This window comes from Stenotrophomonas maltophilia, from assembly GCF_001676385.1.
In the GTDB taxonomy this organism is placed as follows: domain Bacteria; phylum Pseudomonadota; class Gammaproteobacteria; order Xanthomonadales; family Xanthomonadaceae; genus Stenotrophomonas; species Stenotrophomonas maltophilia_J.
The window spans coordinates 291,178-310,482 of record NZ_LYVJ01000003.1 but is presented as its reverse complement, the minus strand read 5'-3'; the positions used below and the strand labels follow the sequence as shown (position 1 = coordinate 310,482).

General features: G+C 68.0%; 18 protein-coding genes. 14 read left to right on the top strand and 4 right to left on the bottom strand.

The window, feature by feature from the left end; translation table 11 throughout:
* Position 1 precedes the first annotated feature (1 nt).
* The 11 genes from A9K58_RS05555 to A9K58_RS05505 all read left to right on the top strand — a co-directional run bounded on the left by A9K58_RS05555 (position 2) and on the right by A9K58_RS05505 (position 10,764).
* Positions 2 to 748: an SDR family NAD(P)-dependent oxidoreductase gene (locus A9K58_RS05555; RefSeq protein WP_081283981.1), complete on the top strand. Its 747-nt coding sequence runs from the start codon at positions 2 to 4 to the stop codon at positions 746 to 748.
* Complete coding sequence (locus tag A9K58_RS05550) at positions 745 to 1,677, top strand: 2-dehydro-3-deoxygalactonokinase (RefSeq protein ID WP_081283980.1); 933 nt, start codon at positions 745 to 747, stop codon at positions 1,675 to 1,677. The genes A9K58_RS05555 and A9K58_RS05550 overlap by 4 nt, the downstream gene beginning before the upstream one ends.
* Complete coding sequence (locus tag A9K58_RS05545; protein ID WP_065198395.1) at positions 1,674 to 3,125, top strand: 2-dehydro-3-deoxy-6-phosphogalactonate aldolase; 1,452 nt, start codon at positions 1,674 to 1,676, stop codon at positions 3,123 to 3,125. The genes A9K58_RS05550 and A9K58_RS05545 overlap by 4 nt, the downstream gene beginning before the upstream one ends.
* A gap of 214 nt (positions 3,126 to 3,339) precedes the next feature.
* Positions 3,340 to 3,576, top strand: coding sequence for a 50S ribosomal protein L28 (gene rpmB / locus A9K58_RS05540; RefSeq protein WP_005411638.1), 237 nt, complete (start codon positions 3,340 to 3,342; stop codon positions 3,574 to 3,576).
* Between the two features lie 10 nt (positions 3,577 to 3,586).
* On the top strand, positions 3,587 to 3,754 hold the full coding sequence (gene rpmG / locus A9K58_RS05535; protein WP_169411268.1) for a 50S ribosomal protein L33: 168 nt from the start codon (positions 3,587 to 3,589) through the stop codon (positions 3,752 to 3,754).
* 512 nt (positions 3,755 to 4,266) lie between these two features.
* Positions 4,267 to 4,521 (top strand): hypothetical protein, encoded by a 255-nt coding sequence (locus A9K58_RS05530; RefSeq protein WP_065198394.1) that lies wholly within the window; start codon positions 4,267 to 4,269, stop codon positions 4,519 to 4,521.
* A 124-nt stretch (positions 4,522 to 4,645) separates the two neighbouring features.
* The gene (gene cls, locus A9K58_RS05525) at positions 4,646 to 6,064 is read left to right on the top strand and encodes a cardiolipin synthase (RefSeq protein ID WP_065198393.1); all 1,419 of its coding nucleotides are present in this window, start codon (positions 4,646 to 4,648) and stop codon (positions 6,062 to 6,064) included.
* Between the two features lie 45 nt (positions 6,065 to 6,109).
* Entirely contained in the window at positions 6,110 to 7,531 is a 1,422-nt protein-coding gene (locus A9K58_RS05520) for an FAD/NAD(P)-binding protein (protein WP_065198392.1), read from the top strand.
* Between the two features lie 9 nt (positions 7,532 to 7,540).
* Positions 7,541 to 9,733, top strand: coding sequence for a DNA helicase II (uvrD, locus tag A9K58_RS05515; RefSeq protein ID WP_065198391.1), 2,193 nt, complete (start codon positions 7,541 to 7,543; stop codon positions 9,731 to 9,733).
* Positions 9,734 to 9,798: 65 nt separating this feature from the next.
* Positions 9,799 to 10,125, top strand: coding sequence for a low molecular weight protein tyrosine phosphatase family protein (locus A9K58_RS05510; protein ID WP_012481619.1), 327 nt, complete (start codon positions 9,799 to 9,801; stop codon positions 10,123 to 10,125).
* Positions 10,126 to 10,209: 84 nt separating this feature from the next.
* On the top strand, positions 10,210 to 10,764 hold the full coding sequence (locus A9K58_RS05505; protein ID WP_065198390.1) for a hypothetical protein: 555 nt from the start codon (positions 10,210 to 10,212) through the stop codon (positions 10,762 to 10,764).
* Positions 10,765 to 10,975: 211 nt separating this feature from the next.
* Here the strand turns inward: A9K58_RS05505 and A9K58_RS05500 are convergent, their stop codons facing one another.
* Positions 10,976 to 11,800, bottom strand: a complete 825-nt coding sequence (locus tag A9K58_RS05500; RefSeq protein WP_065198389.1) for a ThuA domain-containing protein — start codon at positions 11,798 to 11,800, stop codon at positions 10,976 to 10,978.
* A 127-nt stretch (positions 11,801 to 11,927) separates the two neighbouring features.
* Between A9K58_RS05500 and A9K58_RS05495 the strand changes: the two genes are divergently transcribed.
* Positions 11,928 to 12,374 carry a universal stress protein gene (locus A9K58_RS05495; RefSeq protein ID WP_065198388.1) on the top strand — a complete coding sequence of 149 codons (447 nt, stop codon included), beginning with the start codon at positions 11,928 to 11,930 and terminating at the stop codon, positions 12,372 to 12,374.
* A gap of 142 nt (positions 12,375 to 12,516) precedes the next feature.
* Here the strand turns inward: A9K58_RS05495 and A9K58_RS05490 are convergent, their stop codons facing one another.
* The gene (locus A9K58_RS05490; RefSeq protein WP_065198387.1) at positions 12,517 to 12,807 is read right to left on the bottom strand and encodes a DUF2782 domain-containing protein; all 291 of its coding nucleotides are present in this window, start codon (positions 12,805 to 12,807) and stop codon (positions 12,517 to 12,519) included.
* Between the two features lie 98 nt (positions 12,808 to 12,905).
* Between A9K58_RS05490 and polA the strand changes: the two genes are divergently transcribed.
* Together polA and A9K58_RS05480 are read left to right on the top strand one after the other, a co-directional pair.
* Positions 12,906 to 15,680, top strand: coding sequence for a DNA polymerase I (polA, locus tag A9K58_RS05485; RefSeq protein WP_065198386.1), 2,775 nt, complete (start codon positions 12,906 to 12,908; stop codon positions 15,678 to 15,680).
* A gap of 354 nt (positions 15,681 to 16,034) precedes the next feature.
* Positions 16,035 to 16,514, top strand: a complete 480-nt coding sequence (locus A9K58_RS05480; RefSeq protein WP_065198385.1) for a DUF421 domain-containing protein — start codon at positions 16,035 to 16,037, stop codon at positions 16,512 to 16,514.
* Positions 16,515 to 16,598: 84 nt separating this feature from the next.
* Here the strand turns inward: A9K58_RS05480 and hemF are convergent, their stop codons facing one another.
* Positions 16,599 to 17,495: an oxygen-dependent coproporphyrinogen oxidase gene (gene hemF / locus A9K58_RS05475; RefSeq protein ID WP_065198384.1), complete on the bottom strand. Its 897-nt coding sequence runs from the start codon at positions 17,493 to 17,495 to the stop codon at positions 16,599 to 16,601.
* Positions 17,496 to 17,534: 39 nt separating this feature from the next.
* Positions 17,535 to 19,181: a hypothetical protein gene (locus A9K58_RS05470; protein WP_065198383.1), complete on the bottom strand. Its 1,647-nt coding sequence runs from the start codon at positions 19,179 to 19,181 to the stop codon at positions 17,535 to 17,537.
* Positions 19,182 to 19,305: the final 124 nt, after the last annotated feature.

The window sequence follows — 19,305 nt, the reverse complement described above, 5'->3', positions numbered from 1 at the left end:
CATGGGCAACGACGCAATGCAGGGCGAATGGCAGGGCCGCCACGTCTGGGTCAGCGGTGCAGCCAGTGGCATCGGCGCGGCGGTACTGACCCAGCTGCAGGCGCAGGGTGCCACGGTGCTGGCGTTGGACCGGATGCCGGTGCCGGCGGCAACCACGCAGGCAGTAGCCGACCTGGCCGATGCCGGCGCGGTCGATGCCGCGCTGGCGCCGCATCTGGGCCAGCCGCTGGATGCCCTGATCCACTGCGCCGGCTGGTGCCCGCCGGCCGGCACCTGGGATGACGATGACGCGCTGTGGCAGCAGGTGCATGCAGTGAATGTGCTGGGCGCGCGCCGGTTGATGCGGCATGCGCTGGCCGGCCTGCGCGCGAAGGGGGGCGGCAGCATCGTGCTGCTGTCCTCGATCAACGCCCGCTACGCCACGCCCGGGCTGGCCGCCTACGCCGCCTCGAAGGCGGCGCTGGAATCGCTGGCACGCACCGCAGCGCTGGAACTGGCCGACGAGCACATCCGGGTCAACGTGATCGCACCGGCATCGGTTGATACGCCGATGCTGCAGGGTTCGTTCGCGCGCAGCGATGAGCCCGAGGTGGCCCGCGCACGCAACGTGCAGCGCCACCCGCTGCAGCGCCTGGGCACCGCGGCCGATGCTGCCGAGCTCGCACTGTTCCTGGCCTCGCCGCGCAGCGGCTGGATGACCGGCGCAGTGGTCCCGCTGGATGGCGGCGCCGGGGTGACGCGTCGATGAGCACGCATGACACCGACGCACCGATCATCGGCATCAACTGGGGCAGCAGCAATTTCCGCGCCTTCCTCATCGCCGCCGATGGACGGGTGCTGGACAGCGCAGAACAGCCGCGCGGCATCGCCGGGCTGGACCGCATGCAGATGCAGGCGCTGCTGGAACCGACCGTGGCCGCCTGGCCCGGTGCGGCAGCGGTGTATGCCTGTGGCATGGTGGGGTCGAACATCGGCTGGAGCGATGCCGGCTATGCCGATTGCCCGGCGACGCCGCAGCGGTTGGCCGCGCAGTTGCACCACACCCGCATCGGCCAGGTGCCGGTGGCCATCGTACCCGGGCTGGCCTGCCGGCGCGCGCAGGACGATGCACCGGACATCATGCGCGGTGAGGAGACCGAGCTGCTCGGCCTGCTGGCCGGCGGCGCGCTGCCGCTGGATGGGCTGGTGGCACTGCCGGGCACGCACAGCAAGTGGGTGCAGCTGCAGGACGGCGCCGTGGTGTCCTTCCTCACTGCGATGTCCGGCGAGATCTTCGACCGCCTCACTGCCGCCGGGCTGCTGGCCTCGGTGGTGGACGGTCCGGCGGTGGAGGGCGCGGCGTTCTTCGATGGGCTGCGGCAGGGCCACGATGGCGGGCTGGGCCTGGGCAGCCTGTTGTTCGGCGCGCGCGCGCGGGTGATCCGTGGCGAGCTGCCGCGCGTGGACGGTGCTTCGTGGCTGCGCGGCGTGCTGATCGGCGCCGAACTGGCCGACGTGCGGCAGTTGTGGCCCGCCGCGCTGCAGGCCCCGCTGCCGATGGTCGGCGCGGCCCCGGTCTGCGCGCTGTACGCCGCTGCCGTGCACGCCCTTGGTGGCAGCGCACGCACCCTGCTGTCCCACGATGCAGTGACCCGCGGCTTCCTCGCCCTGCACCGGGCCGCACGGACAATGTCATGACTACCAGGAATGACGCCGCCTTCGACGCGGCCATTGAACAGGCGCCGTTGGTTGCCATCCTGCGCGGGCTGACCGGGGCCGAGGCGCTGGCCGTCGGCCAGGCGCTGGTGGACGCCGGCGTGCGATTGGCCGAAGTCCCGCTCAACTCGCCGGATCCGCTGGCCACCATCGCCCTGCTGGCCGCGCATTTCGGCGACCGTCTGCGGGTGGGCGCGGGGACCGTGCTGGACGTGGCCCAGGTGGAGGCGCTGGCCGCCACCGGCTGCTGCTTCTGTGTGTCGCCCAACACCAACCCTGAGGTGATTGCGGCGGCCCGCGCGCACGGCATGGAACCGATGCCCGGCTTCAGCACGCCGACCGAGGCCTTTGCCGCGCTGGCTGCGGGGGCCCGCTACCTGAAGGCGTTTCCGGCGCATGACTCCGCGCCGCGGCTGGCGGCGCTGTCGGCGGTGCTGCCGGCACAGGCGCGGCTGGTGGCGGTGGGCGGGTTCACCACCGATGCGCTGCCCGCGCTGTGGCAGGCCGGCGTGCGCGCGGTGGGCATCGGCACCGATCTGTACCGCCCCGGCCGTCCCGCCGATGACGTGGGACGGCGCGCGCAGCACTGGCTGCAGGCCCTGCAGGCAGTACCGGCCAGTGGCGTGCACCTGGCCTGCGACGCTGGAACGCTGGTGGGCGAGTCGCCCGTGGTGCGGGAGGATGGCCGCGTGGCGTGGGTAGAGCCGACCGCGCCGGCGCTGCTGCACTGGGATGGCCAGACCTGCTCGCGCACGCCGCTGTCCGAGCCGGTGTGGTCGCTGGCGCTGGCGCCGCAGGGGCTGGTCGGCAACGGTGAGACCCATTTCGTGCGGATTGCCGCAGATGGCGGCCTGCAGCCGGGGCCGACGATCGAGGTGGGCCCCGGTTGCCGCCTGAACGACATGACCGTGGACGCGCGGGGTGGCCTGTGGGCCGGGTCGATGCACCGGGGCCTGTTGGCTGGGCGCGGCGCGCTGTTCCATGCGGCATCGGTGGATGCGCCGGCACGGCGGGTGGCCGAAGGCCTGGGGGTGGCCAACGGCATGGTGTTCAGCCCTGCGGGCGACACCCTGTATGTGATCGACACCCTGGCCCGCACGCTGCTGGCCTATCCAGCCGATGTGGCCGCAGGCACCTTGGGGGAGCCGAAGGTGGTCACCGATTTCCTCGGCGAAGCGGGCAAGCCTGATGGGCTGGCGCTGTCGCCGCAGGGCACCCTGTGGGTGGCAATGTGGGGCGGCGCCTGCGTGCTGGAACTGGCGGCCAACGGCGCGGTGCAGCGGCGGTTGGCGGTGCCGGCACCGCACGTGGGCGCGCTGTGCTTCGCGCCGGACGGCCGCTTGTTCATCACCACGGCGCGGGCGCGGCTGGCGCCCGATGTGCTGCAGCGGGCACCCGGCTCTGGCGGGTTGTTCATCGCCCGGCCCTGATCCTTGCCTGTGGGTAACTTGCGCAAGTGCTTGAACCCATGCATAATGCGCGGCTCGCTGTGTCCGGTTTTCCATCGGGCGGCGCCCCCGGAAGCACGTCCCCGGCCGCCCAACGCCAGCGTAACCCTTTGATTCTCTTGACGTGTGGTGGGTAACCATCGAGGCCGCCGTCGCCCGGGCTACGGGCTGACAACTACTACTATCGAGGTGCGCAATGTCCCGCGTATGCCAGGTTTCCGGCAAGCGAGTGCAGACGGGTAACAACGTCTCGCACGCCAACAACAAGACCCGTCGTCGTTTCCTGCCGAATCTGCACGAGCGCCGTTTCTGGGTGGCCAGCGAGAACCGCTGGGTCAAGCTTCGTGTTTCCGCGCATGCACTGCGCACCATCGACAAGAACGGCATCGATTCCGTTCTGGCTGAGCTGCGTGCGCGCGGCGAAAAGGTCTGAGGAGTAAAGCATCATGGCAGGCAAGCGCGATAAGGTCCGTATGATTTCCTCGGCCGGTACCGGCCACTTCTACACCACGGACAAGAACAAGAAGAACACCCCGGGGAAGATGGAATTCCTGAAGTACGATCCGGTCGTGCGCAAGCACGTCCTGTACAAGGAAGGCAAGATCAAGTAATCCGCACGGATTGCTGGTCCCCGCGAAGAAACCCGCCCTTGTGGCGGGTTTTTTCTTGCCCGGCATCCAGATGTGGGTGCCGACCGTTCGGGCATTCCCCTTTTGGTGGGTGCCGACCGTTGGTCGGCACTGGGCAGTCCCTGCGCACGCTGTCGCCAATGGCACCCTGCCTGAAGCAAAGGGCCGAATGCGATAAGTGATTGTTCCTACCGGTTCCGGCGCCTCGCACGGTTCAAATCGATTGGAACGACGGGCCCCGCCGTGTCCATGATGGCTGGCCGCTGCGGTTGCAGCGGTCGGGCTTGCAATCCCGTGAAGTCAATCATCAGTAGACTCGCCTGCCGTCGCCGGAGATCCCTCCGGCGACGGTTGGTGACCTATCTGCCTCTATGGCGGACGGTGCGAGGGGGCCTTGTGCCCGCCGGTTCGTTTGCTGATTGATTGCTTCCCGGTATTGCAACCACGCATCGTCCGCCACCTTCACGGTGGCCAGATCCGTTGAAGGAGGTTGCATGAACACCCCGTCACACCGGCAGGACCTGGAACTGGGCTGGCTGCGCCTGCAGCGCATGCTGCAAGGCATCGAGGGCATGGCGCTGCTGCTGTGCGACCACCATCTGGCACTGGCCAACGGTGCGCCGTCGCCGTCGCCGCTGCCGGAGGCGCAGCTGGAGCGGGCCGCACAGGCCATTGCCTGCATGGCGCTCAACGGCCGCCGTCACGCCGAATCGGTGCGGAAGCTATGCGAGGTGCCAGTGCGGCATTGAGCCATCCTGTAGAGCCGAGCCCACGCTCGGCTGCTCCGCTGTCGGCCGAAAGGCAGTCGAGCATGGCTCGACTCTACAAATCGTGCTGGGCAGAATGGCCCATCACCTCCCGACGGGCGACACGATGCTGTTCGAGTGGTTGCTGGGGTCCTACCTGCTGCTGATCGACTGGCTGATCCGGCTGGTCGCGCTGTGCTGGATCCCCACCCGCACCACGCCGGGGGCGGCGCGCAGCTGGCTGCTGCTGGTCGGCTTCGTGCCGCTGCTGGGCCTGCCGCTGTACCTGCTGTTCGGCCACCCGTGGCTGTCGCGTGAGCGCATCCGCCGCCAGGCCGAGGCCTCGCAGGTCATCCGCGAGGAACAGGCACTGCAGCATCGCCTGCGCTGGACTCCGCAGCCGGACACCGCCAGCGCCGAGATCGTGCCGCTGGTGCAGCGCCAGGGCGACTTCATGCCGGTGCACGGCAACGCGGTCGACCTGCTGACCGACTACGACGAATCACTGCACACGCTGATCGCCGACATCGACCAGGCCGAAGATCGCGTGCACCTGCTGTACTACCTGATGTTCGATGACGCGGTGGGCGAGGCCATGGTGGAGGCGTTGCAGCGCGCCGCCGCGCGTGGCGTGCAGTGCCGCGTGCTGCTGGACGCGGTGGGCGCCAAGCGCGGCCTGCGCGCCTATCGCAAGCGCCTGCAGGCGCGCGACATCGAAGTGCGCGCGATGCTGCCCGGTGGCCTGCGCTGGCGCCGCAGCGGCCGCATGGACCTGCGCAACCACCGCAAGATCGCGGTGATCGACAACGAAGTGGCCTATGTCGGCTCGCAGAACCTGGCGCGCCCGCAGTTCGTGCCCGGCCACCCGAACCGTGAGCTGGTAGCGCGCGTGCGTGGCCCCGCGGTGGCGCATCTGGAGGCGGTGTTCGCCAGCGACTGGTACATGGAAACCGGCCAGCGCCTGGACGTGATCGCCGATGTGCCCGAGTGCAGCGACGACATCGCCACCCAGCTGCTGCCCAGCGGTCCGGCCTATCCCTACAGCAACGCACGCGATGCGGTGGCGGCGCTGATCCATCTGGCACGGCGCCGGCTGGTGATGGTCACCCCGTACTTCGTGCCCGACGAAGCCACGCTCAGTGCGCTGCGCATTGCCGCGTTGTCCGGCGTGGAGGTGCAGCTGATCCTCTCGGCCAGCAACAACCAGCGGCTGACTTCGTGGGCGCAGGAGGCGTACTACGACGAGCTGCTGCGCTGTGGCGTGCGCATTGCGCTGTACGAACCGCAGTTCCTGCATGCCAAGCACATGAGCGTGGACGAGGACATCGCCGTGCTCGGCTCGATCAACATGGATATCCGCTCGTTCGCGCTGAATGCCGAAATCGGCCTGATCTGCTACGACCGCGCGCTGGTCCAGCAGCTGTGCGCGATCGAGGACGGCTACCTGCGCGAGTCGCGGCAGCTGGATCTGAAACAGTGGCGCAAGCGGCCCGCCTGGCGGCGCAGCCGCGAGGGCATCGCGCGGCTGGCCGATGCATTGATGTGAGGCAGTGCGGGCCGCCCGATCCGGCACTCCGGCCCGTCATTGCCGATGGCCTACAATCGGCGCATGACTGATTCACCGCGTAATGGCGAACTGGACCTGGCAATCATCGGTGGTGGTGCGGCCGGGGTGCTGGTGGCGATCCAGGTGTTGCGCCAGGCCCAGGCGCCGCTGGCGATTGCCATCTTCGAACCCGCCTCGCAGCTGGCGCAGGGCATCGCCTATGCCACGCCGTGGCCGGAGCATCTGCTGAACGTGCCGGCGGCGAAGATGAGTGCGTTTGCCGACCAGCCTGGCGATTTCCTCGACTACCTGATGGCCGCCAACGCCTACCCGGGCGAGGCGCGCGAGGTGCTGGGCGAGCGCTACGTGTGCCGCCACTACTATGCCGCCTACCTGCAGCAGCGCCTGCGGGAGGCCGCCGCGGCCAGCCCGGCGCAGCTGCGGGTGATCGCGCAGCCGGTGCTGGGCCTGCAGCCGGATGACCATGGCTACCGCTTGCCACTGGGCGATGGCCAGGCGCTGCATGCCGCGCAGGCGGTGCTCGCCACCGGCAACAGCATGCGGCCGCTGCCGGTGGCCGGTGCCGAGGCACTGCCCGCCGATGATGTGATCGAGGCCTGGGACTACGACGGCGTGCGTACCCTGGCCGGCGAGCAGGCCGTGGCCATCGTCGGGTCTGGCCTGAGCATGGCCGACACTGTGCTGGCACTGGTCGCCGCCGGCCACACCGGCCCGCTGCACGTGATCTCGCGCCATGGCCTGCTGCCGCTGCCACACGCGCATGGCGGCCTGCCCACGTTCGACCCGGCCACGCTGTTGCCGATGAACCTGCGCCAGCGCCTGCGTGCGTTGCGCGGGTTTGCGCGCCAGGCACAGGCCGACGGCCTGCCGTGGCAGGGCGTGATGGACCGCATCCGTCCGCACGGGCAGGCGCTGTGGTGCAGCCTCGACGCGGCCGACCAGCGCCGCTTCCTGCGCCATGGGGTGCGCTATTGGGACGTGCATCGCCATCGCATTGCCGAAGAGGTCGACGCGCAGCTGAAGGCGCTGCGCGACAGCGGCCAGCTGCGCATCCACCGGTCCCGCCTGCAACGCGTCTGGCGCGAAGGCAACGCCCTGCAGCTCTCCGGCCACGATGCCGGCGGCAACGAACAGCACTGGGCCATTGCCGGCGTGGTCAACGCCACCGGCGTGGAAACCCGCGCCGGCGCGCTGCGCAATCCGTTGCTGCAACAGCTGCAGGCTGATGGGCTGGCGCGCCCCGGACCGCACGGTCTGGGCCTGGACAGCACGGTGCCCGGCGATCGCCTGCTGGCTGCGGGCGGCCAGCCGCAGGCGCGACTGGGCGTGCTCGGCAGCCTGCGTATCGGCAACCTGTGGGAGAGCCTGGCGGTGCCTGAACTGCGTCAGCAGGCGCAGGCGCTGGCGACCCGGGTGGTCGCAGGAGCCGCGACGGCAATACCGTAAAATGGGCGCATGGATGTCTCCCACCTGCTTGACGGCCTGAACCCGGCCCAGCGCGACGCTGTCTCCGCTCCCCCCGGCCACCACCTGGTGCTGGCCGGTGCCGGTTCCGGCAAGACCCGCGTACTTACCCACCGCATCGCCTGGCTGCATGAGGTCTTCGGCGTTCCGACCCACGGCATCTTCGCGGTGACCTTCACCAACAAGGCCGCCGGCGAGATGCGCCACCGCATCGACGCACAGCTGCCGCATGGCAGCCGTGGCATGTGGATCGGCACCTTCCACGGCCTGGCCAACCGCCTGCTGCGCCTGCACTGGCAGGACGCGAAGCTGCCCGAAGGCTTCCAGGTGATGGATTCGGACGACCAGCTGCGGCTGGTCAAGCGCGTGGTGCAGGCGCTGGAACTGGACGACGGCAAATATCCGCCCAAGCAGATCGCCTGGTGGATCAACGCGCAGAAGGATGAGGGCCGCCGCCCGCAGCACATCCAGCCCGAGCCGCACGATGCATGGCTGGAAACCATGCGCCAGGCCTATATCGAGTACCAGGCGCGCTGCGACCGCGCCGGCCTGGTCGACTTCGCCGAGCTGCTGCTGCGCGCGCATGAGCTGCTGCGCGACAACCCGGCGCTGCTGGCGCACTACCGTGCCCGCTTCCGCGAGATCCTGGTGGACGAGTTCCAGGACACCAACGCCATCCAGTACGCCTTCGTGCGCGTGCTGGCCGGCGATTCCGGGCACGTGTTCGTGGTCGGCGACGATGACCAGGCCATCTACGGCTGGCGCGGTGCCAAGGTCGAGAACGTGCAGGGTTTCCTGCGCGACTTCCCGGGTGCGCAGACCATCCGCCTGGAGCAGAACTACCGTTCCACCGCCAACATCCTCGGCGCCGCCAACGCGGTGATCGCGCACAATCCCGACCGCATCGGCAAGCAGCTGTGGACCGACAGCGGCGACGGCGAGCCGATCGACCTGTACGCGGCGTACAACGAGATGGACGAGGCGCGCTACATCGTCGAGCGCGCCCGCCAGTGGGTGCGCGACGGTGGCAGCTACACCGAAGTGGCCGTGCTCTACCGCAGCAACGCGCAGTCGCGTGCGCTGGAAGAGGCGCTGCTGAGCGAGCAGGTGCCGTACCGCGTGTACGGTGGCATGCGCTTCTTCGAGCGCGCCGAAATCAAGGACGCGCTGGCCTACCTGCGCCTGCTGTCCAACCGCAACGATGACGCCGCCTTCGAGCGCGCGGTCAACACGCCCACCCGTGGCATTGGTGACCGCACCCTGGACGAAGTACGCCGCGAGGCGCGCGCGCAGGGCATCTCGCTGTGGGAAGCGACGATGCTGGTCACCCAGGGCAGTGCGCTGGCCGCACGTGCGCGCAATGCGCTGGCGGGCTTCCTGGGGCTGGTCAACGAGCTGCAGGCGCAGACCGTGCACATGACCCTGGCCGAGCGCGTGGACCACGTGCTGGCCCGCTCGCAGCTGCGCGAGCACTGGAGCAAGGAAAGCCGCAATTCGCTGGATTCGGAGTCGCGTACCGACAACCTCGACGAACTGGTCTCGGTCGCCTCGCGTTTCGTGCGCCGTGCCGATGACATCGAGGAAGTGGGCGAGGACATGGACGAGCTGGTCGCGTTCCTGGCCTATGCCGCGCTGGAGGCCGGTGAGGGGCAGGCGCAGGCCGGCGAAGAAGGCGTGCAGCTGATGACCCTGCATTCGGCCAAGGGCCTGGAGTTCCCGCTGGTGTTCCTGGCCGGCCTGGAAGAGGGCCTGTTCCCCAGCGCACGTTCGCTGGAGGAAAGTGGACGGTTGGAGGAGGAGCGTCGCCTGGCCTATGTGGGCATTACCCGCGCGCGCCAGAAGCTGGTGCTGAGCTACGCCGAATCGCGCCGCATCCACGGCCAGGACAACTACAGCCTGCCGTCGCGCTTCCTGCGCGAAATCCCGCGTGAGCTGCTGCACGAAGTGCGCCCGAAGGTGCAGGTCTCGCGGCCAGCCTCGATGGGCGCCAGCCGCGTGATGGGCCACGCCTCGATCGAGGCACCGCCGATCAAGCTCGGCGCGCTGGTCACCCATCCCAAGTTCGGCGAAGGCATGGTGACCGACTACGAAGGCAGCGGCGCACACGCCCGCGTGCAGGTCGAATTCGCCGACGCCGGCAGCAAGTGGCTGGTGATGGCGTATGCCAACCTCACAGTGATCTGATCACCGCCGAGGAGTCGGATCCCTTTCCGTTGGAAAAGGGATCCGACCCCGATCAGGCTGCGCTCATGACCCGCAACGTGCTCTTCCTCTGCAGCCAGAACCGCCTGCGCAGTCCGACGGCCGAGCAGGTATTCGCCGATTGGCCGGGCATCGAGACCGCCTCGGCCGGGCTGCTGGCCGATGCCGAGGAAGTGCTCAGCCCTGAGCTGCTGCAGTGGGCCGACCTGGTGTTCGTGATGGAAAGGGCCCATCGCAACCGGCTGTCCAGCCGCTACAAGGCATGGCTGAACGGCAAGCGGGTGATCTGCCTGGATATTCCGGATGACTACGACTACATGGACCCGGTGCTGGTGGAGCTGCTGAAGCGCAAGGTGACGCCGTTCCTGCGTTGACTGCACTGTTGTAGAGCCGAAGGCAGCGGCTCCTGCCGCTACCTTCGGCTCTACAATGGGCGGCACGTCTTCCAGGAACGCCCCATGACCGAACCCACGCTGCACGTCACCGTGAAGTTGAACGCCCGGCTGCAGCCGGAGCATCGCCACGAACTGTTCGAGGATCCGCTCGACGCGCTGCTGCAGGCGGCCCAGGTGGGCGAGCTGACTGGCGGCGGCACCGCGATGTCCGACCTCGGTGAGGTCGAGTACGGCGATATCGAAGTGGCGCTGGTCGATGCGGCCGGCGTACCGAAGCTGATCGATCTGCTGGAGCAGCTGGGTGCGCCGAAGGGCTCGAAGGTCCAGGGCGCGGGCGATGCCGACCGTAGTTTCGGCGTGACCGAGGGCCTGGGCATCTACCTCGATGGCCTGAACCTGCCCGACGAGGTCTACGAACAGTGCGACTCCAACCACGTGTTCGAGCAGCTGTCCGAGCGCATTGATGGCCTGGGCGAGATCTGCAGCTGGTGGCAGGGCCCGACCGAGACCGCGCTGTACATGTACGGCCAGTCGTTCGCGGCGATGCGCGATGCGATTGACGAATTCGTGGCCAGCTATCCGCTGTGCCAGAACGCGCGCATCGTGCAGATCGCCTGAGTGACATTGTTGCAGAGCCGAGCCCATGCTCGGCTCATCCATCCGGAGCCAGGCCAGGCCCTGGGGCCCTGCTGAAGAGCGTTACCGGCCCGCAGCCTGCCGGGCATTGTCACGCAGGGCCATGTCCCTGCCCAGCTGGTAGCCCCCGTAGAACAGCGCCAGGGCCAGCACCGCGATGCAGACAACCAGCATGCTCCTGCGGAGACTCCATCTACCGGGCTTGCGATTCTGCATGCGACATCTCCGGTGCGGCCAAACCGACGCGGACAGCATGCCGCGCTTGCCCCGCCCATGCAACGGAGGCTGGGCGCGGGCCCGGCTCCACAGGGGTCTGCCAGCATTCTGCCGACGCACCGCCGGCATACGCCAGGCCCCGCTTCAGCATCGCGCGCATGTTCCGGTCGGCGTACACCGCCGCGTCATGGCCCAGCCCGGTGTACCAGCTGCGCCCCTTGCCCTGGGGACGGCACCAGGTGATGGGATGGTCCTCGCCCATCGTGCCGCCGCTGTATCGGCCTTCATCCACGGTCGCGAGTACCCGCACCCACGGCCTCGGGTTACGCCGGAAGTTGTACAGCTCGTCGGTGACCGGCCATGAGTGTCCATCGACCTGCTGCACCCGGGTGCGTTGCAGGCCGGAGGGATGGTTGGCGAATCGGGCACCCACCAGTTCACCGTACCAGGGCCAGTCGTATTCGGTATCGGCCGCGGCGTGCACGCCCATGAAGCCGCCGCCGCCTTCGATGTAGGCCTGCAACGCAGCCTGCTGTGCGGCGTCCAGCACGTTCCCCGTGGTGCTGGCGAACACCACGGCGCGGAAGCCTGCAAGGCGCGACGGGGTGAACTGCGCGGGGTCTTCGCTGTGCGTGACCTGCCAGCCCTGCTCGGCGGCAAGGTCGCGCAGCGCGGCAACAGCGGCGGGAATGGAGGCATGGCGGAATCCCTCGGTACGGCTGAACACCAGGATGGCGTCGGCCGCGTCGACCGGCAGGGGCAGCAGAGCCAGCAGCAGGCAGGGCAGGCGGAGGCGTCGCATCGGCCGATCATGCCATGGCGCGTGCCTGCGGCCGTGCATCCCGGATTGATCCTGCTCAAGGCGCGGCCTCCACATCCGGTGTGCAATGGTGTCGTTCCCATCTGGCAGACCGCCACGGAGCCCCACCATGTACAAGCGCATCCTGATTGCCACCGACGGGTCCGAGCTGGCCGACAAGGGCCTGGCCAAGGGCCTGGAGCTGGCCAAGGACCTCAATGCCGAGGTCGATATCGTGACCGTCTCCGAGCCGTGGGCGGTCGGCATGTACGACGCCATGGGCTGGAGCGTGGGCTACATGAACAGCCCGGAATACAAGGCCGACCGCGAGGAAGGCGCGCAGAAGGTGCTGCAGCCGGCGCTGGCCAAGGCCGCCGAGCAGGGCATCAGCGCCAATCCGGTGCACGTGCTGGACCGGTACGCGGCCGACGGCATCATCGAGACCGCAGCCGAGCGCAACAGCGACCTGATCGTGATGACCTCGCATGGCCGCCGTGGCGTGACCCGTGTACTGCTGGGCAGCCAGACCGCTGAAGTGCTGGCGCGCAGTAAGCTGCCGGTGCTGGTCATCCGCTGATCCATACCCACGGATTCAAGCGTTCCCGGGGAGGGAACCCGACGCCGGCCGCAGGATGCGCGCCGGCGTTGTTTTTTTGTGGGGCCGGGATCGAGGGGGGCGGATCCCTTTCCGCAGGAAAGGGCCCTGACCCCGCGTCACATCACCAGCTGTACAGCTTCCAGTACACCGGCGAGACGCCGTCCTTGTCGTTGTCGAAACGGCCGTCGCCATTCTTGTCATACATGTAGAACGGCGCGCCGCGCGACGGGGTTACCTTGACCATTCGCAGCTGGCCGGACACGCGGTATTCCTCGATGACATCGCCGTTGTCCATGGTGCGCCTGGATACATCCGCACCCTTGACGTCCACCGGGGGAGCACCCGCGCCACCCATGCTGGCGCAGCCAGCGAGCAGGAGCAGGAGCAGGGAAGCCAGCATCAGGGTCTTCATCGGCGGGGGCCTTTGCCTGGAATGAGCCTTGATTATGCCCCATCGCTGCGTGCGCGCCGTGTCGCCGCGGTGCGGGCATGGGCGCGTAGAATCGACCCATGAGCAGATTAGTCCTGATCGACGGGTCCAGTTACCTGTACCGCGCGTTCCACGCGCTGCCGCCCCTGTCCAACGCACAGGGAGAACCCACCGGCGCGCTGTTCGGCGTGGTCAACATGCTGCGCTCGACCCTGAAGGAGCGCCCCGCCTACGTGGCGTTCGTGGTCGATGCACCCGGCAGGACCTTCCGTGACGACCTGTACGACCAGTACAAGGCCAACCGGCCGCCGATGCCCGATGAACTGCGCAGCCAGGTCGAGCCGATGTGCCGCATCGTCGAGGCATTGGGCATCAGTATCCTGCGCATTCCCGGCGTGGAGGCCGACGATGTGATCGGCACGCTGGCCCTGCAAGGCCTGGCGCAGGACCTGAAGGTGACCATCTCCACCGGTGACAAGGACTTCGCCCAGCTGGTGCGGCCGGGCATCGAACTGGTCAACACCATGACCGGCAGCCGCATGGATTCGGATGCCACGGTGATGGACAAGTTCGGCGTGCGCGCCGACCAGATCGTCGATCTGCTGGCGCTGATGGGCGACGCGGTCGACAACGTGCCGGGGGTGGAGAAGTGCGGGCCGAAGACCGCTGCCAAGTGGTTGGCCGAATACCAGCACCTGGATGGGGTGATGGCCGCCGCGCCGGGCATCAAGGGCAAGATCGGCGAGAACCTGCGCGCCGCGCTCGAACGCCTGCCGCTGAACCGCGAGCTGGTGACCATCCGCACCGACATCGTGCTGGACGCCCGCCCGACCACGCTGGCCCTGCGCGAGCAGGACGTACCGGCGCTGACCGAACTGTATACGCGCTATGGCTTTACCCAGGCGTTGAAGGAGCTGGGGGCGCCGGTGCCGGCACCGGCGGCCGCCAGCGAGGCGACCCCGAGCCTGCGTGGCACTGCGGCCGGCTTTGCCCGCGGCAGCGCAGAGGCACCGGCCGCGGCAACCCTGGATCCGGCGCTGTCCGCAGCCGGCGAATACGAGACCGTGCTCACCGTCGAACAGCTCCAGGCTTGGGTCGGGCGCCTGCAGCAGGCCGAGCTGATCAGCTTCGACACCGAAACCGACGCCCTGGACGCCATGCGCGCGCGCCTGGTCGGCATCAGCCTGGCGGTCGAGCCGGGCAGGGCGGCGTACATTCCGGTCGGCCACGACTATCCGGGAGCGCCGGCACAGCTGCCGTTGCCGCAGGTGCTGGACGCGCTGCGACCCATGCTGCAGGACCCCGCAAAGAAGAAGCTGGGCCAGCACGGCAAGTATGACCTGCACGTGCTGCGCCGACACGGCGTGGACGTGCAGGGCTATCACGACGACACCATGCTCGAGAGCTTCGTGCTCAACTCCACCGCGACCCGCCATGACATGGATTCGCTGGCGCTGCGCTACCTGGGGTACAGCACGATCAAATTCGAGGATGTGGCCGGCAAGGGTGCCAAGCAGATTCCGTTCTCGCAGGTGGGTATCGATGAAGCCAGCCGCTATGCGGCCGAGGACGCCGACATCACCCTGCGCCTGCACCATGCACTGCAGCCGCAGTTGCTGGCCGAGCCGGCGCTGGACAGCGTGTACCGCGACATCGAGATGCCGCTGGTACCGGTGCTGGCCTCGATCGAGGCCAATGGCGTGCGGATCGATACCGATGAACTCCGCCGGCAGAGCCAGGACCTCTCCTCGCGCATGCTGGCCGCGCAGCAGAAGGCCACTGAACTGGCCGGGCGCAGCTTCAACCTGGATTCGCCCAAGCAGCTGCAGGCGGTGCTGTTCGACGAGCTGAAGCTGCCGGCGGTGGTGAAGACCCCCAAGGGCCAGCCCAGCACCAATGAGGAAGCGCTGGAGGCGATTGCCGACCAGCACGAGCTGCCGCGGGTGATCCTCGATTACCGGGGCCTGGCCAAGCTGCGCAGCACCTATACCGACAAGCTGCCGGAGATGGTCAATCCGGACACCGGCCGGGTGCACACCAGCTACCACCAGTCCGGCGCCGCCACCGGCCGCCTGTCCTCGTCGGACCCGAACCTGCAGAACATCCCGATCCGCACCGAGGATGGCCGCCGCATCCGCCGCGCGTTCATCGCGCCGGAGGGCTGCCAGCTGCTGGCGGCCGACTATTCGCAGATCGAGCTGCGGATCATGGCCCACCTGTCCCAGGACCCGGGCCTGGTGCGTGCCTTCGAGCAGGGCGCCGACGTCCACCGTGCCACCGCCGCCGAGGTGTTCGGGCGTACGCTGGAGGAGGTGACCCCGAACGAGCGCCGGGCCGCCAAGGCGATCAACTTCGGCCTGATGTACGGCATGAGCGCGTTCGGCCTGGCCCGCAACCTGGGCATCGACCGTGGCCAGGCGCAGGACTACGTGGCCTTGTACTTCAGCCGCTATCCGGGCGTGCGCGACTTCATGGAACGGATGCGCCAGCAGGCGCGTGACCAGGGGTACGTGGAGACCCTGTTTGGCCGCCGCCTGTACCTGAACGACATTCATGCGCGCAACCAGGGGCTGCGGGCCGGCGCCGAACGCGCGGCCATCAATGCACCGATGCAAGGCACCGCTGCGGACATCATCAAGCGGGCGATGGTGGATCTGGACCGGTGGCTGCGCGAGAGCGGAGCGCCCGCGCGGATGATCCTGCAGGTGCACGACGAACTGGTTTTCGAAACCGAAAGCAGTTTTGTTGAAGACTTGCGATTGCAGGTGGTCGAGCGCATGTCGCAAGCGGCCACACTGCGGGTGCCATTGGTGGTCGATACCGGTGTTGGCAGCAACTGGGACGAAGCTCACTGAACGCGTTTCAGGCCGAAAGCGACGTGAATTTGTTCATTCGCTGGAGGTTTCTGACTCGATCATGAATGTTTCCCTGATTGAGGTTCATTAAATTGGGGCCCTTCACGAACCGTTAGTGTTCGGGGTGCTTCCATAGCCCTCGACAGGCGCAATGCCTGTTGTGGATCTCTCCCATCCCCTGGAGCAGATCTCGGAACGGGGACTCCTCCCCAAGTGCCCGTTCCCCGGCCCCGTTGACCTCCCCCTGGTCAGCGGGGCTTTTTATTTGTGCCGATGGAATACCCCAGGCGCTGATGGGGCAAAGGGATCTGACCCCAGGTGCTAGGCTGGGCCACCGTTCTGCAGGGGAAGACCATGCCCGACCTGTTCGCCCTGGCCATGCCGTGGTGGGAATTCATCCTGCGCGCGGTGGTGGTCTACGTCGTGGTGCTGGGCATGGTCCGGCTGGGCGGCAAGCGGGCTCTGGGGCAGATCACGCCGTTTGACGTGCTGCTGATCGTGCTGCTGGGCAACGCGGTGCAGAACGCGCTGCTGGGTACGGACACTTCCCTGGGTGGGGGACTATTGCTCGCCGCCACCCTGATCCTGCTGAACTACGGGGTGGGCTGGGTGACCACACGGAGCCGGCGCATGGAGCGCATGATCGAGGGAGAACCCACTGTGATCGCACGTGATGGCCGGCTTTTCGACGGTGTTCTGCGCCGCGAACTGATCAGCCGCGCCGATTTCGAAGCCGCGCTGCGCCAACAGGGCGGGCTGCGGATCGAAGACGTACAGATCGCGCTGCTGGAGACGACCGGTCACATCACCATCATTCCGCGGAAGAACACCTGACCTGGCAGCGCCGAGTCCACGCTCGGCCGCCCCTTAGCGGGTATCGCCTGCCCGCCGGGCCCATGCCCAGCGCGACGATACTCATCAGACCCAGTCGCGCGGTACCAGGTAGTCGGCCAGGCGAGCCTCGGCGCTGCCCGCTTCCGGGCTGAAGCCGTATTCCCAGCGCACCCGCGGCGGCAGGCTCATCAGGATGCTCTCACTGCGTCCACCGCTCTGCAGGCCGAACAGGGTGCCGCGGTCGTAGACCAGGTTGAACTCCACGTAGCGGCCGCGGCGGTACAGCTGGAACTCACGTTCGCGTTCGCCGTAAGCGATGTTCTTGCGCCGCTGCACGATCGGCAGGTAGGCATCGAGGAAGCCGTCACCGACCGCGCGCAGGTAGTCGAAATCGCGCTCGAAGCCGCCGTGCAGGTCGTCGAAGAACAGGCCGCCGACCCCACGCGTTTCATTGCGGTGGCGCAGGAAGAAGTATTCGTCGCACCAGCGCTTGTGCGCGGCATAGCGTTCTTCGCCGAACGGCGTGCACAGGTCGCGTGCGACCCGGTGCCAGTGCTGCACGTCCTCGTCGAACGGATAGAACGGGGTCAGGTCGAAGCCGCCGCCGAACCAGCTGGCCACCACCTCGCCGTCGCGCTGCGCCTGGAAGAAGCGCACGTTGGCATGGGTGGTCGGCACATAGGGATTGAGGGGGTGGAACACCAGCGAGACGCCGGTGGCGCGCCAGGAGGCACCGGCCAGTTCCGGGCGGTTGGCCGAGGCCGACGGCGGCAGGCGGCTGCCGGCCACGTCGGAGAAGCCGATGCCGGCCTGCTCGAACACCGCACCGCCGCGCAGCACGCGGGTACGCCCGCCACCGCCCTCGGCACGCTGCCACAGGTCTTCCTGGAAGCGTGCCTGGCCATCGACGGCCTCGATCGCCGCACAGATGCGGTCCTGCAGGTCGGTGAGGTAGGCGCGCACGCGCTCGAATTCGTTCATGGCGCGTACTTTACCGCAGGGCCCGGGCAGGCAAGCCCCTTACTGCTTGTGGTTGGGGGTGCGTGGCGTCGGTCCGGTCTGATCCTCGTCCGCCGACTGCTCCTGGACAGCACGCTGCAAGGCCTGGCCGAAACCCAGCAAGCTCCAGTTGCGCGTCGCCAGCACGTCACACGCCACGTGGCGGCCACTGCCATCGGCCTCGCAGACGGCTTCAAGCATTGGGCGGACGTCCACACTGCTGCTGTTCTCCATCACGCTGACCAGGTTTTCACAGCCTTCGCGGATGCCGGCCTGGCAGACCTTCTGGTAGTGCTCGCTGGCCTCGACCCACTTCCTGCCCATCGCGGCGCGGCTGCCCAGCACATTGCAGCCCTGCATCCTGCCGGCCGCGCAGCAGGCTTCTGCTTCGCCGTCGACCGACGCGCGCGGGCAATCCTGCGGGAATGGGATTTCGTCGAACACCAGCGGTGCGCTGCACTGGGCACTTCCCGGCTGTCGCTGGAAGCGCTCAAAACGCATCGAATCGTCCAGCCCCAGCAGGTCACCGTTGGCCAAGGGTTGCAGCACGTAGTCACCCCCCAGCTCGTGGCGCATGCGGATCTGGCCGTCCTGCACGCGTGCACGCACCCGCGAACCGTAGCCGACCTCCACCAGTCCACCATCGCCGAACGTCAGTTCGTCCAACAGCCCGCCGGAGGCCACGTAGTGGCCACAGGGCACGGCGCTGGCGGCCTGCGGCAACAGCTCCCCATCCAGCGCCCGCAATGCAGCCGCCTGCCGGCAGGAGGTCTCGTCGCGGCCTTCGCAGGCCATCTGCAACGCCACCCTGCCGTCCTGCAGATTGCCGGCGGTCCACTGCAGCGTAGCGACCTCCTTGCAGAAGTCACTTTCACCGACCTGCGTGCATAGGTCCTGCAGGCGCTGCAATCGCGCGTCGGACAGCGCAGGTTTGGTTGCAGGCGAGAACACTTCAACCATCTTGGCCGCCATCGAGGCCGTGCGGATGGCAGTGGCGACGGCCTCGACCAGCTCCGGCCGCTCTTCCAGGATGGCCATGCAGGCCTCGGCGTCGGCCGCAGGATCATCGTCGCGACACTGGCGGGGGAAATCCATCTCGGTCATGGCCTTTTCCATCGTGGCCTGTATCACTGCGATCTGTGCTTCGGTCGGTGTATCGCTGTCGGAGGCCTGGTCAGCCTCGCGATAGCGCTCGGGCAAGAGCTGGCACAGAAACGGAACCCCTTCGGCACAGGCCGATTCCAGCTCCGGCAGGCTCAGCTCACGATGATGCCTGTCAAGGCAGCGCTGGGCATCTGCCAGGCAGCTGCCTGGCGCGTGCTCGACCGGGGGCAGGCACGCCGCCCCTCGGATCAGGCGGTAGCGCGTGTTGCCCTGCTGCAGGACGCGACCGCCACGCTGGACGTTCAGTCCAGATGCAACTCCGAAGGTGAGGTTGACGAGGCTCAGCTCGCCCTCGATCTCTTGGACAACGAAGGGCCGATCAGAGATGTGCGTGTTCTTCGCTACCCCGCGGTCAGGCCCATCCACGCGCAGCTGGTTGCCACCGCCCTCGGCCTCGAATACGCCGCAGCGTGGCAGACCGGTTGCGGCCGCCTGCTGGGCCCAGGGCAGCAGCAACAAGGCAATGAAGGCCGGAATCAGGTGGCGTGGGGCAAAAGCAGACATTTCGGGGGCCAGGGCAGAAAGACGCGGGCCACGATAGCCAGCCCCCGCCGATCCGCAATCAATCCCGCTGGAATGCCTGTGCTGCGGTCACGGCGTCTGCGCCGGGCGGGCCGTTCGCGTCAAA